The organism is Corynebacterium sp. AOP36-E1-14 (genome assembly GCF_052377495.1).
Taxonomy (GTDB): Bacteria; Actinomycetota; Actinomycetes; order Mycobacteriales; family Mycobacteriaceae; genus Corynebacterium.
In genome coordinates this window covers 58,657-76,058 of sequence record NZ_JBQSWV010000008.1, presented here as the reverse complement: position 1 = coordinate 76,058, position 17,402 = coordinate 58,657, and the positions used below count along the sequence as shown (strand labels likewise).

The 17,402-nt window shown below is 71.7% G+C and carries 16 protein-coding genes; 6 read left to right on the top strand and 10 right to left on the bottom strand.

The annotated features are described in order from the left end of the window. Positions 1–16: 16 nt before the first annotated feature. The 4 genes from phnE to ACT3TD_RS05635 are packed head-to-tail and all read right to left on the bottom strand — an operon-like array spanning position 17 to position 3,700. Positions 17–868 (bottom strand): phosphonate ABC transporter, permease protein PhnE, encoded by an 852-nt coding sequence (phnE, locus tag ACT3TD_RS05650; RefSeq protein ID WP_441579202.1) that lies wholly within the window; start codon positions 866–868, stop codon positions 17–19. Continuing rightward, positions 865–1,653: a phosphonate ABC transporter ATP-binding protein gene (locus tag ACT3TD_RS05645; protein ID WP_441579201.1), complete on the bottom strand. Its 789-nt coding sequence runs from the start codon at positions 1,651–1,653 to the stop codon at positions 865–867. Before ACT3TD_RS05645 ends, phnE begins: the two co-directional genes overlap by 4 nt. Further along, complete coding sequence (locus ACT3TD_RS05640) at positions 1,650–2,564, bottom strand: phosphate/phosphite/phosphonate ABC transporter substrate-binding protein (RefSeq protein WP_441579200.1); 915 nt, start codon at positions 2,562–2,564, stop codon at positions 1,650–1,652. Before ACT3TD_RS05640 ends, ACT3TD_RS05645 begins: the two co-directional genes overlap by 4 nt. An 11-nt stretch (positions 2,565–2,575) precedes the next feature. Beyond that, on the bottom strand, positions 2,576–3,700 hold the full coding sequence (locus tag ACT3TD_RS05635; protein ID WP_441579199.1) for a TIGR03364 family FAD-dependent oxidoreductase: 1,125 nt from the start codon (positions 3,698–3,700) through the stop codon (positions 2,576–2,578). A 157-nt stretch (positions 3,701–3,857) separates the two neighbouring features. Between ACT3TD_RS05635 and ACT3TD_RS05630 the strand changes: the two genes are divergently transcribed. From ACT3TD_RS05630 to ACT3TD_RS05620, 3 genes are all read left to right on the top strand, one after another. Next, positions 3,858–4,628 (top strand): GntR family transcriptional regulator, encoded by a 771-nt coding sequence (locus ACT3TD_RS05630; protein WP_441579198.1) that lies wholly within the window; start codon positions 3,858–3,860, stop codon positions 4,626–4,628. Further along, positions 4,625–5,368, top strand: a complete 744-nt coding sequence (locus ACT3TD_RS05625; RefSeq protein ID WP_441579197.1) for an HAD family hydrolase — start codon at positions 4,625–4,627, stop codon at positions 5,366–5,368. The genes ACT3TD_RS05630 and ACT3TD_RS05625 overlap by 4 nt, the downstream gene beginning before the upstream one ends. Before the next feature lie 67 nt (positions 5,369–5,435). Then, positions 5,436–5,729, top strand: a complete 294-nt coding sequence (locus tag ACT3TD_RS05620) for a hypothetical protein (protein WP_441579196.1) — start codon at positions 5,436–5,438, stop codon at positions 5,727–5,729. Positions 5,730–5,770: 41 nt separating this feature from the next. On the opposite strand, the gene ACT3TD_RS05615 is transcribed toward ACT3TD_RS05620, so the two are convergent. The 6 genes from ACT3TD_RS05615 to ACT3TD_RS05590 all read right to left on the bottom strand — a co-directional run bounded on the left by ACT3TD_RS05615 (position 5,771) and on the right by ACT3TD_RS05590 (position 14,585). Continuing rightward, on the bottom strand, positions 5,771–6,739 hold the full coding sequence (locus ACT3TD_RS05615; RefSeq protein ID WP_441579195.1) for a TauD/TfdA dioxygenase family protein: 969 nt from the start codon (positions 6,737–6,739) through the stop codon (positions 5,771–5,773). A 335-nt stretch (positions 6,740–7,074) separates the two neighbouring features. Further along, positions 7,075–9,411 carry a sulfatase-like hydrolase/transferase gene (locus ACT3TD_RS05610; RefSeq protein WP_441579194.1) on the bottom strand — a complete coding sequence of 779 codons (2,337 nt, stop codon included), beginning with the start codon at positions 9,409–9,411 and terminating at the stop codon, positions 7,075–7,077. After that, positions 9,411–11,021, bottom strand: a complete 1,611-nt coding sequence (locus tag ACT3TD_RS05605; RefSeq protein ID WP_444614911.1) for a dipeptide ABC transporter ATP-binding protein — start codon at positions 11,019–11,021, stop codon at positions 9,411–9,413. Before ACT3TD_RS05605 ends, ACT3TD_RS05610 begins: the two co-directional genes overlap by 1 nt. Before the next feature lie 27 nt (positions 11,022–11,048). Continuing rightward, the gene (locus ACT3TD_RS05600; protein WP_441579192.1) at positions 11,049–11,969 is read right to left on the bottom strand and encodes an ABC transporter permease; all 921 of its coding nucleotides are present in this window, start codon (positions 11,967–11,969) and stop codon (positions 11,049–11,051) included. Next, positions 11,966–12,922: an ABC transporter permease gene (locus ACT3TD_RS05595; protein WP_444614934.1), complete on the bottom strand. Its 957-nt coding sequence runs from the start codon at positions 12,920–12,922 to the stop codon at positions 11,966–11,968. Before ACT3TD_RS05595 ends, ACT3TD_RS05600 begins: the two co-directional genes overlap by 4 nt. 76 nt (positions 12,923–12,998) lie before the next feature. Continuing rightward, positions 12,999–14,585 carry an ABC transporter substrate-binding protein gene (locus ACT3TD_RS05590; RefSeq protein WP_444614912.1) on the bottom strand — a complete coding sequence of 529 codons (1,587 nt, stop codon included), beginning with the start codon at positions 14,583–14,585 and terminating at the stop codon, positions 12,999–13,001. Positions 14,586–15,031: 446 nt separating this feature from the next. Here ACT3TD_RS05590 and ACT3TD_RS05585 point away from each other — a divergent pair, with 446 nt between their 5' ends. Genes ACT3TD_RS05585 through ACT3TD_RS05575 form a run of 3 tightly spaced genes read left to right on the top strand, consistent with a single transcriptional unit; the run spans position 15,032 to position 17,402 of the window. Further along, positions 15,032–15,592, top strand: a complete 561-nt coding sequence (locus ACT3TD_RS05585) for a 2-oxo-4-hydroxy-4-carboxy-5-ureidoimidazoline decarboxylase (RefSeq protein ID WP_441579421.1) — start codon at positions 15,032–15,034, stop codon at positions 15,590–15,592. Next, positions 15,589–15,918, top strand: a complete 330-nt coding sequence (gene uraH, locus ACT3TD_RS05580; RefSeq protein ID WP_301444141.1) for a hydroxyisourate hydrolase — start codon at positions 15,589–15,591, stop codon at positions 15,916–15,918. Before ACT3TD_RS05585 ends, uraH begins: the two co-directional genes overlap by 4 nt. Positions 15,919–15,926: 8 nt before the next feature. Then, positions 15,927–17,402 (top strand): nucleobase:cation symporter-2 family protein, encoded by a 1,476-nt coding sequence (locus ACT3TD_RS05575; RefSeq protein ID WP_444614913.1) that lies wholly within the window; start codon positions 15,927–15,929, stop codon positions 17,400–17,402.

Sequence of the window (17,402 nt, the reverse complement as noted above, 5' to 3'; positions counted from 1 at the left end):
GTAGCAGTCACAGCAGCTACAGCCGCCGGCGGAGCCAGGCGGAGAACTGGTCGACGACGACCACCAGGACGAGCACCATGATGATGTAGGTGAACATCTCGTCGAACTGGAAGGTCTTGATCGACCGGTTGATCAGCAGCCCGATGCCGCCGGCGCCGACGAGTCCGAGCACCAGGGAGCTGCGCACGTTCACGTCGAAGCGGTAGAGCAGCAGGCCGGTGAGCTGGGGCAGGGACATCGGCAGGGTGGCGTGCGCGATCTGCTGCAGGCGGGACGCCCCGGCGGTGCGTAGCGCGGTCTGCGGCCCCTGGTCGGTCTCCTCGACGGCCTCGGCCCAGAGTTTCCCCATCACCCCGGTGTTGTGCAGGATCAGCGCCATCACGCCGGCGAAGGGCCCCAGGCCCACGGCGGTGACGAGGATCAGGGCGAAGACGATGTCCGGGACCGCGCGCAGGAAGGACAGGACGCTGCGGCACGCCTGGTAGACCGCCCGGTTGGACGTCACGGTGCGTGCGGCCCCCATGGCGAGCACGAAGGCGAAGGGGATGGAGAAGGTCGTGCCGAGCAGGCCGATCCACAGGGTGGTGAGCAGGCCCTGCAGGCCGGGGAGCACCACGGAGTCCCAGGAGAGGTCCGGGGGCACGGCCTCGACGAAGAAGTCGACGATGTTCGACCAGCCGGCGACGAGCCGTTCGAGGTAGAACTCGGTGCTGTCCACCGCGATCCAGTGCACGGCGACGAGGGCGGCGATCGCCGCGGCCCAGGTGAGCGTCCTGCGGCGGGTGTCGCGCGGCGGGACGGGGGACGGCGCGACGAGCGCGGGGGGCGGGGAGGAGGGGGCGGACGGGGGCGGGGAGGTGACGGTCATGCGGGGGCCTCTGTCGTGTCGGTGTCGGCGGTGTCGGTGGCGTAGAGCCGTGAGATGGTCGCCAGGTCGGTCTGCGTGGCGGGACGGTTGAAGGCGACGCGCCCCCGGCGCAGTCCGACGACGGTGTCGCAGTAGTCCAGGGCGAGTTCGGGCTGGTGGACCACGCACACGCAGGTGATGCCGGCGCTGCGGGCGATGTCGCGCAGCAGGGCCATGACCTGGTGGGCGGCGGTGGGGTCGAGGGCGGAGGTCGGTTCGTCGGCGAGGATCACCGTGGCGCGCTGGCACAGGGCGCGGGCGACGGCCACGCGTTGCTGCTGGCCGCCGGACAGTGAGCCGGCCCGGTCGTGGGCGCGGTCGGCCAGGCCCACGCGCCGCAGGCAGCCCATCGCCTCCTCGCGCAGGGCGGTGGGGAAGGTCAGGGTGCTCAGTCCGCGCCAGCGCGGGACGTGGGCCAGGCCGCCGGCGCAGACGTTGTCGAGCACGCTGCGCCGGGGCACGAGGTGGACCTTCTGGAAGATCATGGCCGTGCCCACGCCGGAGCCCACGCCGGAAGGCACGGACACCTCGCCGCGGCCGTGGGTCTCCAGGCCGGCGATGATGCGCAGGGCGGTGGACTTGCCGCTGCCGTTGGCGCCGAGCAGGGCGACGGTCTCGCCGCGGTGGGCGTCCAGCGAGACGTCGTGCAGGACGTGGTTGTCGCCGAAGCTCTTGGAGATGTGGGTGACGCGCACGAGCCGGTCGGCGGCGACGTCGGGTGGGGTGCTGGTGTCGGTGGGGGTCATTCGACGTCCTCGGGGGTCATGCCGAGCTCGTCGGCGAGGTGGAAGAGGGAGCGGTAGTCGTCCTTGGCCACCGCGACGAGCGGGCCGGGCGGGTCGATGTCCAGGAATCCGGCGACGGCGGTGAGGGTCTCGGGGTCCAGGCTGGTCAGCGCCTCGCGCAGGTTCTCCTTGAGTTCCGGGTTGGCGTCGCCGGCGATGGTGATCGGGTCGTTGGGGATGGGGTCGGACGACCAGATCTGCCGGAAGTCGTCCGGGTCGAAGGTGCCCTCGGCGCTGGCGCTGCCGACGGTCTGGGAGTTGATCTGGGCGGCGTCGACCGCACCGTTCTTCAGTGCGAGCAGGGCCTCGGGGTGGCCGCCGGCGTAGTCCATGGTGAGGTCGTCCTCGGTGAGCCCGGCGTCGGAGACGGCCATGCGGGGCAGGGCGTCGCCGGAGGTGGAGCCCACGCCGCCGAGGGCGAGCTGGCGTCCGCGCAGGTCCTCGACGGTCTTCACGGGGGAGTCCTCGGCGACCCAGATGCCGGCGGTGTAGGTGGAGAGCTCGCCGTCGGCGTCGCCGAAGGAGACCACGGGTTCGGCGTCGGCGATGCGGTCGGCGAAGACGTAGCCCAGGGGGCCGAACTGGCCGAGGGTGAGCGAGCCGTTGCGCATGGCCAGCACCTCGGCGGAGTAGTCCTCGACGATCTGCACGTCGACCTCGCAGTCGAGCGTCTCGCCGAGGTCGTCGGCGATGACCTGGTAGGCGGGTTCGAGTTTGTCGGGTGCCTCGTAGGGTTCGATGCCGAAGGCGATCTTGCCGTTGGGGCAGGTGGGGTCGTCGGGTCCGTGCCCGCCGGGCGCGCAGGCGGTGGTCGCGGCGAGCAGGACGGCGCAGGACGCGGCGAGCGCCGCGCGGTGCGCGGTGGTGGGCATCAGGTGGCCCTTCACAGCGCCGCGGGGACGGGCGAGCCGCCGAGGATGCGCTCGGCGAGGCCGAAGGACAGGGTCATGCCGATGCCGGAGGTGACGACGGCGACGGTGGTGCGCTCGTCCGGGTGGTGCAGGACGAGGTTGGTGGTGGGGGAGTCGGCGTAGCGGCCCTGCCAGCGTTGGCGCACCACCGGCTCGTTGATGCCCAGGTAGGCGGTGGTGCGGTCGAGCAGGAGCTGGGACTGGGCGGCGTCGATGAAGGGTTCGGGGCTGTCGTCGTAGTCGTGGGAGTCGCCGACGAGGATGCCGCCGGGCACGGCGGTGGCCATGACGTTGGCGACGGCCTCGGTGAGGGCGGGCTCGCGCGCGGCGAGTTCGGCGCGCAGGGCGTCCACCCCGGGCATCGCGGCGATGCCGTCGTAGCGGGTCATGGAGGTGCCGGTGAGCATCGCCAGGTCGTCCGGCGTGCCTGCGGGCCGGTCGATGAGCGCCATGGTGAGCGTGCAGGTGCGGATCTGCCTGTCGGTGACGAGCTCGGGGAGGATGTCGTTGACGTCGTTGCCGGGGCAGACGACCACGCGGGGGGCGCGGAAGGTGCCGCGGCTGGTGTGGACCTTGCCGTCGGCGACGGTGTGCACGAAGGTGCGCCAGATGAAGCGGACGCCGCGTCCGGCGAGGTACTGGGCGAGGGCGGGGGCGGCCTCGCGCGGGTCGACGCGCATGTCGCGCGGCAGGTGCGCGCCGCCGAGGCAGGCCAGGTGCGGGTTGCCGAGGCGGGCACGGACCTCCTCACGGTCGATGAGCCGGACGTCCTGCGCGCCGCGGTGGGCGTGGAACTCCCGCAGGACCTGCATCTCCGCCCCGGTGACGGCGGGAAGGACGGTGCCGGGGCGGGTGGCGCGGAAGCCGGCGTCGGCGGCGGCCGCCGTCCAGCCGGCGGCGGAGGTGGCGGCGAGGTCCTGGAGGGTGTCGTCCTGCGCGGTGAAGCAGGCGTGGCCGAAGTTCTGGACGGAGGCGCCGACTGGTCGGTCGGAGCGGTCGATGACGTGGACGGTGAGGCCCTGGCGGTGGGCGCGCCAGGCGGTGGCGAGGCCGAGGATCCCGGAGCCCACGACGATGAGGTCGGCGGTGTAGGTCATGGTGCTCATTGTGGGGCGGGTCCGCCGACCTGTCCACACTTGTACGGACAAGTTCATGAACAGTTCACGTGTTCACGGCGCGTTCAGCACATGTTGGCGTGCTGTTCCGCTGGCGGAGCAGACAAACACCAGGTGGATGCTGCTAGTATCCGTGGACATGAAACCCGACCCCGCGCCGAACCTGCACGTACAACTTCAGGACTACCTGCGCGAGATGATCACCTCCGGCGAACTGCGCCCCGGCGACGCGATCCCCAGCGAGGCAGAGCTGTGCCGCCGCTTCAACTCCTCGCGCAGCCCCGTGCGCCAGGCCGTCACCGCGCTGCGCACCGAGGGGCTGATCTCCGGCGGGCAGGGCCGACGCTCCATCGTGCAGTCCCCGGCCAGCTCGCAGAGCTTCACCACCCTGCTGTCCTTCACCGAGTGGTGCCGCTCCCTCGGCGCGGTCGCCGGGCAGCGCACCCTGGAACTGGCCCAACGTCCCGGCACCGACGAGGTCACGGAGGCCTTCGGCCTGGAGCCCGGCACACGCGTGGTGGAGGTCCTGCGCCTGCGCAGCATGGACGGCGAGCCGGCGATGCTGGAACGCGCGGTCTTCCCGCCGGACGTCGGACGCCACCTCTTCGACTTCGACACCGACGCCGGCTCCATCTACGAGCACCTCACCGCCGCCGGCGTCGAGCTCTACCGCGCGGAGAACCGGATCGACGCCCTCGCCGCCCCGGACGTCGACGCCGCGCACCTCGGCGTGGCGTCCGGCGCCCCGCTGCTGCGCGTGCAGCGGCGCACCAGCGACCCGCGCGGACGCCTGCTCGAGATCGCCGACGACCGCTACCTCCCCGACCGCGCCGCGTTCACCGTGGTCAACACCCGTTCCGGCGCCGCCGGGCTCTCCCGACTCCCCACCCACGACAGGACCGCATCATGACCCTCATCGTCTGCGACATCGCCGGAACCACCGTCAACGAGGACGGCATCGTCTACCGCCAGCTGCGCGAGTGTGTGGAACGACGCGGCGTGTCCGTCACCGCCGCGCAGGTCAACGCCGTGAAGGGGACGGAGAAGCGCTCCGCGATCGCCACGCTGCTCGGCGGTGCGGGGGACGTGGCCGACGTGGACGACGCCGTGGTGGACGCCGTCTTCGCCGACTTCATGGAGGGGCTGCGCCGCGAGTACGCCGCGCACCCGCCGCGTCCGATTGATGGAGTGGAGGAGGCCCTGTCACGGCTGCGGGAGGACGGCGCGGGCATCGTGCTGACCACCGGTTTCCAGCGCCCCATCGCCGACATCGTGCTCGCCGCCTGCGGCTGGAGCGTCCGTGACCGCGCGAGGGACGCAGCGCAGGACGCCGGGGACGCCGGCGCGTCCGGCTTCGTGGTGGACGCCCTGGTCACCTCGGACACGGTCGCCGCGGGGCGTCCGGCACCGTACCTGATCCACCACGCCATGGAGATTACCGGCGTGACCTCGGTCGACGACGTGGTCTCCGTCGGCGACACCGTGGCTGACCTGCGCGCTGCGGCGAACGCGGGGGTGCGCGGCGTCGGCGTGCTGACCGGCTCGGTGGACCGGGCGGTGCTCGCCGCCGAACCCCACGCGCTGATCCTCGACAGTCTCGCCGACATCCCGGCGCTGCACGAGGTGCCCGCCACCCGTCGTGCCGACTGATAGCCTGCCGCCAGAAGCCCCGCCAGTCCCCGCCCGATCTCGGGCGCCCGCGACCAGGAAGGACGCCATGAGCGAGCGCACCCGTCAACGAGACTCCCTGCTCTTCCCGTGGGTTCTCCTCGCCCTCTCCGTGCTCCTCCTGGTGTCCGGACTCTCCTTCATGTTCCCCGTGCCGGCGCTGCTCGGCGCATGGGCGCTCTGGCGCGCGCGTAAGACGCCGGACGACCGGCGCCCGGTGGTGCTCGCCGTCCTGTCGTTCGCGGTGGCCGCGCTGATGATCGTCGTGCTGACGGTCCTGACCCCCGTGAACTACGTGGACACGGAGGAGTTCCCGTCGACCGGCTGGGTGGAGCAGGAGTAGCGGGTCTGCCGAAAGCGGCCCCTTGTCCGTGAGGTGTGGGGTCAGAGGTCGGCGGCGTCGCCGAGGTAACCGACCAGCGGGCGCGGTTCGTCGATGACGGAGAAGTCCGTGGCGTCGCCTGTGATGATGCGTGACCTCTCGCCGCCGACCGCGGTCGGCACCGCGCCGGCCAGCGTCACGCGCCGGATCTTGCGGTGGTGGTCGCCGAAGTCCTTCACCCCGTAGTGCTGGGTGGCGTGGTTGTCCCAGAGCACCACGTCGCCGTCGTTCCAGTTCCAGCGGAAGGTGTTGTCCTCCTTGGTGATGCGGTCCTGGAAGGCGGAGAAGAGGTCCTGGAACTCGCGGGGCTTCAGCCCGGTGAAGCCCTTCACGAAGTGGCCCAGCAGCAGGGAACGCTCGCCGGTCTCCGGGTGGACGTGGACGACCGGGTGCTCGGTCTCGAAGACGTTGCGGGTGAACTCGCGGCGGTGCTCGGAGTCGTCCTCGGACTGGTGGCCGGCGGCGTAGTCGTACTCGTTGGAGTGCGTGGCCCAGAGGTTGTCGGCGAGGATGCGCAGGGGTTCGGGCAGTGCCTTGTAGGCGGCGGTGGTGTTCGCCCAGATCGTCGCCCCGCCGTAGGGAGGCAGGTCGATGGCGCGCAGGATCGAGATCTTCGGGATGCGGTCGACGAAGGTCACGTCGGTGTGCCAGGAGTTCGCCGCGCCCTCGAGCGTGAGACGTTCCAGGCCGGTGGAGTGCACGGTGGGGTGCGCCTGGGTGGGCGTGCCGAGTCGTTGGGCGAAGGCGTACTGGGACTCGTCGGTGAGGTTCTGGTCCCGGAAGACCACGGCCTTGTGGGTGGCCAGGGCGGTGCGGATGAACTCGACCTCGTCGTCGGTGATGTCGCCGCCGAGCCGGATGCCGTCGACCCGGGCGCCGATGTTCTGGCCGAGGCGGGTGACGGACGGGGTGGGTGCTGTATTCCGGACGGCTTCTGCGTTCTCGGTGGGTGCGGTGAGCGTGCTGGTCATGGTGGTTCCTTCTTTCCGTGGTGGACTCGAATAGACTGCTCTGTCTATTCCGGTACGCTACGGAAGCGCCACCACGCGCGGCCAGCCTTCGCCTCACCCTGAACGGAAGTGCCGGGGGCCGAAATCGAGCGTGGGATGTCTGAATCACCGTGTTCAGGCATCCCACGCTCGATCTTCGCCCCTCTCCCCGGACATGAGGGGTACCAAGTTGGACCTGGGAGCGTTGAGTCGGCGAACTCAACGCTCCCAGGTCCAACTTGGTACCCCCTGGCACCGCGTCCCCGCCTCGCCGCGGTGCGCGCAACGGCCTGCGCCCCGTCGACCGGCTGGGCGGCTCAGTCGAAGGCGTCGGCGGCGTCGCGCGCCAGCTCGGCGAGGACGGCGGGGCTGTACGGTGCGCGTTCGCCGGGCACGTAGCGCACCGAGTGCAGGTCACCGCTGTACCGGTGGGAGCCGTGCGCCTCGTAGAGTCCCCAGTGCACCGGCCCGCCACGGTTCACGCCCACGTCGATGCCGCTGAACGGTGCCATGCCCACGAACGCCCACAACCCCGCCAACGTGCCGGACGTGCCGGACGCGCTGCGCTCCGCCTCCAGCGTCCACGTCGTGCGGAAGTCGGGCAGCGCCGTCGAGCGCAGCAGGACGCTCCGGCGTCCCTCCCGCAGGACGCCGGCGGCGACCTCGTGCAGCCGCCCGTACTCGTTGACCGCCAGGCGCACCTCGCCGGACCCGCCGTCGACGTAGACCACGTACCCGCCGCCCTGGTCGCCGTGGGCGACCAGCACCCCGGCGTCCCCCGGCGTGTACGTCACGTCGATGACCACCTCGAAGGAGCGCAGCTGGGTCAGCGCCGAGGAGCGGTAGCGCTCGAGTTTCGGGGTGCCGGGCAGCAGCGTCACCGGGGCCGACAGGCGGGTCTCGGCGGGACGGCGCAGCGACGCACGCGGGTCGCTGTGGTCGTTGAGCGGGAAGACCGTGTTCTCCCACGCGGCCTTCTCCCAGCGTGCGGCGAGGTCGCGCAGCACGTCCGGGTGTCCGGCGGCCACGTCGTAGAGCTCGTTGGGGTCGGACGCCACGTCGTAGAGTTCCCATTCGCCGTCGTCGAAGGAGGTGCCGGGGCGGTGGTCGGCGACGATCTTCCAGCCGTCGGCGTAGTAGCCGCGGTTGCCGCCGAGTTCGGCGTACTGCTCCGGGTGGGTGGACGGGTGCGCGGCGCCGCGCAGCACCGGGGCGAAGCTCACGCCGTCCGGCGTCTTCGCCGGACGCCCGCCGCGGGTGCCCGGGTGGGCCACGCCGGCGAGGTCGAGGATGGTGGGGGTCAGGTCGGTGACGTACTGGTACTGGTCGCGCAGTGCGGCACCGTCGGAGCGTCCCAGGCCTCCCGGCCACGACACCAGCAGCGGCACCCGTACGCCGCCGGCGTAGGTCTGCCCCTTGTAGAACCGGAAGGGCGTGTTCGACGCGTGCCCCCAGCCCTCCGGGTAGTGCGCCATCGAGCGCGGCCCGCCGATGAAGGACGGGTCGACGTCCACGTCGCCGTCCCAGTCGGACGGCAGCCCGGCGACGTGGGCGAAGCGGCTGAAGTAGGAGCGTGTGCCCTCCGGCCCGCCCTCGGCGGTGCCGCCGTTGTCGGAGGTGAACACCACGATGGTGTTGTCGCGTTCGCCCAGCTCGTCGAGCAGGTCGAGGACGCGGCCGAGGCTCTGGTCCACCGAGTCGACCATCGCGGCGTAGACCTCCTGGTAGCGCGCGTAGATCGACCTGGTCTCCTCGTCGAGGGAGTCCCAGGCGGGGATCTCGCGGCCGAGCTTGCCCTCGCGTTCGGGCAGCGGCGTGCCGGCCGGGATCACGCCGAGCTCGACCTGCCGGGCGTGACGGTCCTGCCGGACGCGGTCCCAGCCCACGTCGTAGCGTCCGCGGTGGTTCCCGATGTCGGAGTCCTTCGCCCCCAGCGGGCCGTGCATGGCGGTGTGCGCGAAGTAGAGGAGGAAGGGTTTGTCCGCGTCCGAGGCGCGCAGCGCCTTGATCGAGCCCAACGCCTCCTCGGTGTAGTCGTCGGTGAGGTAGTAGCCGTCCGGGGTCTGCTCGTGCTGGACGACGGTGTTGTCGCGCACCAGCTGGTTGGGGTGGAAGAAGGAGTTCAGCGCCTCCATGGAGCCGTAGTAGTGGTCGAAGCCGCGCTGCACCGGCCAGGACGACTGGTCCGCCGCGGCGTTCAGCAGGGCGTCGCGGGTGAGGTGCCACTTGCCCACGCCGAGGGTGGCGTAGCCGGCGTCGCGCAGGATCTCCGGGAGCGTGGCCACGTCGTCGCCGAGTTCCAGGCGGACGCCGGGGAAGCCGGGGTCGGAGTTGGCGACGTGGGCGAAGCCCGCCCGGTGCGGGTTCAGCCCGGTCAGCACCGCCGCGCGCGCCGGGGAGCACACCGGGGTGGTGTGGTAGTTGGTAAGCACGCGTCCCTCGTCGGCGAGGCGGTCGAGGTTCGGGGTGGGGATCTCGGAGCCGAAGGGGCCGATGTCGGAGTAGCCCATGTCGTCGACGAGCACGACGACCACGTTCGGTGCCCCGGGTGCGGCGCGGTTCTCCGCAGGCCAGGACGGTTCGGAGTCGGACAGGGTGCGTCCCACGCGGCCGTCGAAGTGCTCGTAGCCGCGGGCGTTTGCTGGTGCTCCCATCACGCACCCACCGTCGCGGGCCGCACGCGGGCGTCGCCGATGGATGGCACGGCCGCCAGCAGCTCACGGGTGTAGTCGGCGTCCGGGTGGGCGAACACGGCGTCGGTGTCGCCGTACTCGACCAGCCGGCCGCGGCGCAGCACGGCGACGGTGTCGCTGACCTGTGAGACCACCGCCAGGTCGTGGCTGATGAACACCATGGCGAACCCGAGGCGACGCTGGGTCTCGCGCAGCAGCCCGATCACCTCCGCCTGCACGCTGACGTCCAGCGCACTGGTCGGTTCGTCGGCGATGACCAGCGTCGGGTCCAGCGCCAGGGCGCGGGCGATCGCCACGCGCTGACGTTGCCCGCCGGAGAGCTCGGCCGGGTGACGCTCGGCGGTCCCGGGCGGCAGGTGCACGGCGCGCAGCAGTTCCTCGACGCGGTCGCGCCGGGCGGCCCGCGTGCCGACCCGGTGGATGTCCAGTGGCTCGCGCACGCTCCACCCCACGCTGTGGCGCGGGTCCAGGGAGGACGCCGGGTCCTGCGGCACCACGGCGACGAGCGCGTCCGTGGTCACCGTGCCGCCGGTGGGCTGCTGGATCCCGGCGATCACACGGCCCAGGGTGGACTTGCCGGAACCGGACTCGCCGACCAGCCCGAGCGTGGCCCCGGGGGCCACGGACAGCGTCACCGCGTCGAGTGCGGGGGAGGACGCCCGGGGGTCGTAGACCACGGTGACGTCCTGCACCGCCGCCGCCGGCGGCACTGCGCCGGACGCACCGGACGTGCCGGACGTGCCGGCGTCGGGGCGTCCTGCGGCGAAGCGGGGGACCGCGGCGATGAGCGCGCGGGTGTAGGGCTCGCGCGGGGCGTCGATGATGCGGCGGGTGGGGCCCTGTTCCACGACCTCGCCGTGGCGCAGCACCACCACCCGGTCGGCGTGCTCGGCGACCACGCCCATGTCGTGGGTGATCAGCAGGACGCTCAGCCCGCGGGTCTCGCGCAGCCGGTCGAGCAGGGTGAGGATCCCGGCCTGCACGGTGACGTCCAGCGCGGTCGTCGGCTCGTCGGCGAGCAGGACGTCCGGCTCTCCGGCGAGCGCCAGGGCGATGGCCACGCGTTGACGCTGCCCGCCGGAGAGCTGGTGCGGGTAGGCGTCGAGCCGGGCGGCGGCGTCGGGGATCTCGACGGTCTCGAGCAGCTCCACGGCGCGGCGCCGCACGGCGGCCCGCTGCGTCCTGCCGTGTTTTCGGCCCTGTTTCCGGCCCTGCGTGTGCGCGGTGATCGCCTCGGCGAGCTGCCAGCCGACGGTGCGCACCGGGTTCAGCGCGGACTGCGGCTCCTGGAAGACCAGGCCCACCCTCGTGCCGCGCACGGCCAGCAGGTCGGACTCGTTGGCGTTGAGGATCTCGGTGCCGTCGAGCGTCACCGAGCCGGACGCCCGGGCGCCGGCGGGCAGCAGGCCCAGCACCGCACGCGCGGTCATCGACTTGCCCGAGCCGGACTCGCCGACCAGGGCGAGCAGTTCGCCACGGCCCAGGTCGAAGGACACCGAGACCACCGCCGGACGCGGGTGGGAGAAGGAGATGGACAGGTCACGGACGGAGAGGACGGGGGAGTTGTTCATGGTCGCCTTTCGGGACATTTCAGGACGTCAGGGGTTGCGGGTGGCGCCGGACAGCGCCCGGGAGATGAGCAGCAGGCCGAGGATGAGCACCACGACCACGGCCAACGGGCCGACGGCGAAGAAGGGCGCGTGGTAGGCGTAGGCCACGCCCTCCTGGATCAACGTGCCCAGCGACGGGGTCGGCGGGACCACGCCCAGGCCGAGGAAACTCATCGCACCCTCGATGAACACGCCCACCGACATCGCCAACGCCAACTGCACGACCAGCGGCTCCAGACTGTTCGGCAGCACGTGGTGGCGCAGGATCCACGTCTCCGAGGCGCCCGCGGTCCGGGCGGACTCCACGTAGCCGCGCTCGCGCACGGACAGCGCCACCGAGCGGGCCAGACGCCCGAAGACCGGCACCTCTGCCAGGGCGACCACGATGAACACGGTGGTCAGCCCCGGGCCCAGCACCATCGTCAGCGCGATGGCCAGGATGATCGTGGGGAACGCCAGCACCAGGTCGAAGGAACGCTGCAGCACCGTGTCCGCCCAGGGGCGACGCCGGGCCCACTGCGCGCCGGCGAGGCCGGCCAGCGTGCCCGTCGCCGCACCCAGCGGGACGGCGAGCACGATGATCAGCAGGTTCACCCGGATGCCGTACAGGGTGCGCGAGAGGATGTCCTGGTTGGCGGTGTCCGTGCCGAACCAGTGCGCGGAGGACGGGCCGAGCAGGTTCGCGCCGGGGATCTGCTCGTCGGGGGCGTACGGGGCGATCAGCGGGGCGAGTAGCCCGGCGAGCACCACGGCGCCGGTCAGGAGCACGCCGACGAGTCCGCGGCCGTGCGTGAGCGCGCGCAGGAGGGGACGGTCGGCGCGTCCGGCACGGCTGGTGCGGCGCGCGAGTGCCGGGTCGTCCGGCGTGAGGTCGGGGCGGTTGAGCGTGGTGGTCGGGGTGACGGTCATCGTGCGCCCTCCAGTCGGATGCGGGGGTCGAGGTTGGCGTGGATCAGGTCGGTGACCAGCTGGATCACCACGAACAGCACCACGGAGAGCAGCAGCAGGACCTGCACCACCGGGTAGTCGCGCACGGCCACGGCCTGGTGGATGAGGTGGCCCAGGCCAGGCCAGGCGAACAGGGCCTCGACGATCACCGCGCCGCCGAGCAGCTGGCCGATCTGCAGGCCCAGCACGGTGACCGCCGGGGGCAGGGCGTTGGGCAGGACCTGGGTGAGCAGGATGCGCCGCCGCGGGATGCCCAGGGCGCGGGCGGTGGTGGCGTAGGGCTGGCCGAGTTCGGTGCGCACCGACTCGTCGAGGAAGCGGGTCAGTGCCGCTGCGGACGGCAACGCCAGGCACACGGCGGGCAGCAGGAGGTACTGGGCGGTGATGTCGGGGCGGTCGAGCAGCCCGTCGCGCGGCACGCCGCCGGCGGGCAGGACGACGAACACCACGCCGAAGACGATGATCGCCAGCGCACCGGTGACGAACGTCGGCAGGGCCACGCCGAGGGTGGCGAAGGCGGTCGCGGCGGAGCGCGCCCACCGTCGGTCGACGAGTTCGGCGCCGACGCTGACCACCAGGGCGAGGACGACGGCCAGCAGGACGGCGGTGGTGGTGAGCAGCAGGGTGCGTCCTGCGGCCTCCCCGACGAGGGTGGCGATGTCACCGCCGATGACCAGCGAGCGCCCCGGGTGCAGGGTCAGCAGGGAGCCGATCCAGGAGAGGTACTGGCTGACGGGGGAGGCGGTCAGCCCGAGGTCGTCGCGCAGGGCGGCGACGGCCTCCGGCGGGGCGTCGGACCCCGCGAGGGCCTCGGCCGGGTCGCCGGGGATCAGCCGGAGCAGGGCGAAGACCACCACGGACCCGGCGGCGACGACGGCGATGGCGGAGGGCAGGCGGCGCAGGAGGAAGGGCAGGACGGTCGGGCGGGTTCTGGTCGGAGTCGTGGTTGCGGTTGTGGTTGCGGTTGTCACGGTGGTGTTCCTCACGGGGTCAGGAGGTGAAGGTGGCGTGGGCGAAGACGGGTTCGGAGCGTTTGGTCCAGGTCACGCCCTTGAGGTTGGAGGCGGTGACCAGCGGGGCGTCGGGCCGGATGAGTTCGACGAGGAAGGCCTCGTCGAGCAGGATGTCGTTGAGCCGGCGGCAGGCGGCCTGCGCCGCGGGGGAGGACGGGGCGCCGGCGAGCCAGGCGTCGGCGGCCGCGGCGGAGTATGCGTCGCTGCGGAAGTTGGAGGTGTTGTGCTCGGAGTTGAAGGGGAAGGCGCTCACGGTCAGGGTGGCCGGGGTGTACTGCACGAAGTCGTGGCTGAGCAGCCACATGCCGTCGAAGCCGGCGTTGCGCAGCTTCTCGCCGTGCACGCCGGCCTCCAGGGGCTGCAGGTCCACGGTCACGCCGATCTCGGCGAGGTCGGCGCGGATGATCTGGGCGGTGTTCTGCTCGGTGGGGTCCGCCCCGCGGTAGGACAGGGTCGCGTCCGGCAGCGGGCCGTCCTCCTCCTCGACCTGCCCGACGAGCTCGCGGGCACGGTCGAGGTCGCGCTGGTAGGTGTCGTTGCGTTCCTCGTCGTAGGCGGCGGAGTCGGCGGGCCACGGCAACGACTGGGTGTAGCCGCGGCCCTGGTAGACCTCGTCGAGGATGCGGTCACGGTCCACGGCGTAGGCCACGGCCTGGCGCACACGCCGGTCGCGGAAGGTCGGGGCCTGCACGTTCATGCCCGTGTAGTAGGTGGCCCCGGTGCCGGACTTCTCGGTGACGTCGAAGAGGTCGTTGTCCTCCAGGGCCTCGGCGTCGCGGGGTTCGACGGCGGGCAGGACGTCGAGCTGCCCGGAGCGCAGCTGGGCGAACTGCGTCTGGCTGTCGGGGACGACCACGACCTCGATGCCGTCGATCGCGGGCGCGCCGGTGCGGTATCCCTCGTAGGCGCCGAGGCTGAGGTGGCTGCCGCGCTGCCAGTCGTCGAAGCTGAAGGGGCCGGTGCCGACGAAGGCGGTGCCGTCGTTGAAGGCGTCGACCGTGGAGTCCTCGATGACCGGCACGAACTCGAAGAGGTCGAAGACGTTGTTCACCGCCCGGGCGAACGTGAAGTCCACGGTGAGGGGGTCGGGGGTGTCGATGCGCTCGATCTGCTGGGCGGTGCGGGCGAGCTGTCCGGAGCGCGCCGGGTCGGAGTAGTTCTCGAAACTGGCCTTGACGTCGCCGGAGTCCAGGTCGGCGCCGTTGTGGAAGGTGACGTCGTCGCGCAGGTGCACGGTCACGTCCGTGCCGTCGTCGCTGACGTCCCAGGACTCGGCGAGGACGGGCTGCGGCTCGAGGTCACCGTCGTCGTCCTCCTCCTCGGCGTCGTACTTGGTGAGGGTCTCGAAGACGTTGCCGGTCACGGTGAGTTCGGCGATGCCGCCGCCGGAGTACAGCGTCTTCGGGCTGAGGTCGTTGGGCGTGCCGACGCGGGCGGTGCCGCCGTCGACGGGTTCGCCGTCGGCCGCGGCGAGGCGTTCGCCGACCGCGGAGGTGCAGCCGGCGAGCACGGCGAGGACGGTGACGCCGGTGAGGAGCGTCAGGACGGGGGAGTGGCGGGTCACGGCGGGTGGCCTCATTTCATTCCGGTCAGAGCGGATCGGTTGCAGGCGGGGCCTGCGGGAGGGGTGTGCTGAGCCAGAAGTAGACCATGCTGTCTAGGTGGGTTCACACCGTTCCATTCCCGGTGAGCCGATCGGGCCCGCCGTCGCGGCGGCGTGTGCAGACGGCGAGGGGCGGAAATCGAGCGTGAGATGTTTGAATCCCCGGGTTCGGACATCCCACGCTCGATTTCCGCCCCTCTCCCCGAACCCGTAGGGGTACCAGGTCCAACGTGGTCCCCCGGGGCCCGGCGGTCGGCCCGGAAGCGGCCCGAAGCAGGACGCCGCGGGGGGGGGCAGGTGCGCTCAGCGGCGGCGTCGGCGTCCGGCGGGGGTGGTCGCGGGGAAGTTCTCGACCGGGAAATTGCGGTTTAACCCGCGAGAAACAGAAAACGTCGACACTGTTACCTATGACAACATCAGTGACACCTATACCGGCCACCGTCACGCCCGAGGTCTTCAACACGGCACCCGCCGCCGCCCTCGTCGACCGGGTGGCGGAACTGTTCGCCAGCAGGACGCTCGCCGCGTCCGTCGTCGACGCACGCCCGTTCGCCTCCGTCGACGCGCTCTGCGCGGCGGCGTCCGACCTGCTGCGCGCGCAGGACGACGCGGGCGTCCTGGAGTCCGTCAACGCCCACCCGCCGATCGGCGGCACCGTCGCCGCCGGCAGCCTGTCCGCCGCCGAACAGGCCACCGCGCAGGACGGGGCGCAGGACGGCGACAGCGAACTCCAGGCGCTGCGCAACCTGCAGCCCACCTACCGGGAGAAGTTCGGCTGGAACTTCCTCATCCGCGCCGCCGGACGCGACAGCCGCCAGATCCTCGACAACCTCGTCGAGCGCCTGGCCCGGGAGCCGCAGGACGAGTGGCCGACCGTGGTCGACAACCTCGACGCCATCAACCAGCTGCGCCTGCGCGGCTTCGTCACCGAAGCAGATTCCGAGAACACGAAGGAGGCCCAGGCATGAGCCTGTCCACCCACGTCCTGAACACCACGACCGGTCTGCCCGCCGCGGGCCTGGACATCGCCCTGGTCACCGACCAGGGCGCACCGGTGGAGTCGGGCGCGACCGACGCCGACGGCCGTCACCGGTTCACCACCCCGCTGGAGCCGGGCACCTACCGCCTGCGCTTCGACACCGGCGCCTACCTGGACGCCTCGCAGACCGCTTCGTTGTACCCCTTCGTGGACATCACCTTCCACGTCACCGCGCAGCGCGGCGGGGCGGACGGGCACCTGCACGTCCCGCTGCTGCTGTCGCCGTTCGGCTACTCGACCTACCAGGGGAGTTGAGGCGTTAGATGAGCACCACCGACGAGTACATCCCCGGCACCATCGGCGCCGTCGCCCCGGACGGCACGCACCCGGTCGACCAGAAACCACCGCTGGCGCGCACGTTCATCTTGGGCCTGCAGCACGTCCTGGCGATGTACGCCGGGGCGATCGCCGTGCCGCTGATCGTCGGTGGTGCACTCGTCGCCGCCGGCGAGTTCGAGGCGGAGCACATGCACCACCTCATCGTCGCCGACCTCTTCGTCGCCGGCATCGCCTCGGTGATCCAGTCGCTGGGTTTCTGGCGCTTCGGGTCGAGGCTGCCGTTGATCCAGGGTGTGTCGTTCGTGTCGGTCGCCCCGATGATCTCCATCGGGTCCGAGCACGGCATCACCGCGATCTACGGGTCGGTCATCGCCACGGGTGTGCTGATGATGCTCATCGCGCCGTTCTTCGCCAAGGTGGTGCGGTACTTCCCGCCGCTGGTCATCGGCACGGTGATCACGGTGGTGGGGCTGTCCCTGCTGTCGGTGGCGGCGGGGTGGCTGTTCAACCAGAACGGTCCGGCGAGCGAGCAGGGTACGGGGCAGAACTTCCTGCTGGCCCTGGGCACGCTGGTCGTGGTGGTGTGCATCCACCGTTTCGCCCCGGCGGCGTGGAAGTCGATGGCGGTTCTGGGCGGCATCGTGGTCGGCACGGTCGCGGGCGTGTTCGTCGGCGCCAGCGACTTCTCGGCGGTGGGCGAGGCCGACTGGGTGGGTGTGCCCATGCCGTTCCAGTTCGGCACCCCGACGTTCGACATCGCCTCGATCCTCACGATGCTGCTCGTCGGCCTGGTGATCATGACGGAGACCAGCGGTGACATCGTCGCCGTCGGCGAAATCACCGGACGCCGCGCCACACCGCGCAGCCTCGCCGACGGCCTGCGCGCCGACGGTCTGGCGACGCTGCTCGGCGGCGTCTTCAACACCTTCCCGTACTCCGCGTTCGCGCAGAACGTCGGGTTGGTGTCGTTGTCGCGGGTGGCGAGCCGGTACGTGGTCACCGCCGCGGGCCTGATCCTGGTGGTCCTCGGCCTGCTGCCGAAGGTCGGCGAGATCGCCACGGGCATCCCGTCGCCGGTGCTCGGCGGCGCGGGCGTGGCGTTGTTCGGCATGGTCGCGGCGTCCGGCATCAGGACGCTGGCCACGGTGACGTGGACGGAGACGCGCGCGCTGATCGTGGGCGTCTCCGTGGCGCTGGCGATGCTGCCGGCCGTGTTCGACGGCCTCTACGCCAACCTGCCGGACAGCCTGGAGATGATCCTGGACAGCGGCATCACGGTGGGCGCGGTGTCGGTGATCCTGCTGAACCTGCTGCTCAACCGGGAGGGCGGCGGCCACCTCGCCGAGGACACGCTCGAGGAGGAACTGCAGGACGAACTGCAGGACGAACTGCAGGACGCCCCGGCCGCGCCGTCCGGCCTGCGCGCGGTGCCCGCGCCCGCCTCGTCCAGCGAGGTCTGA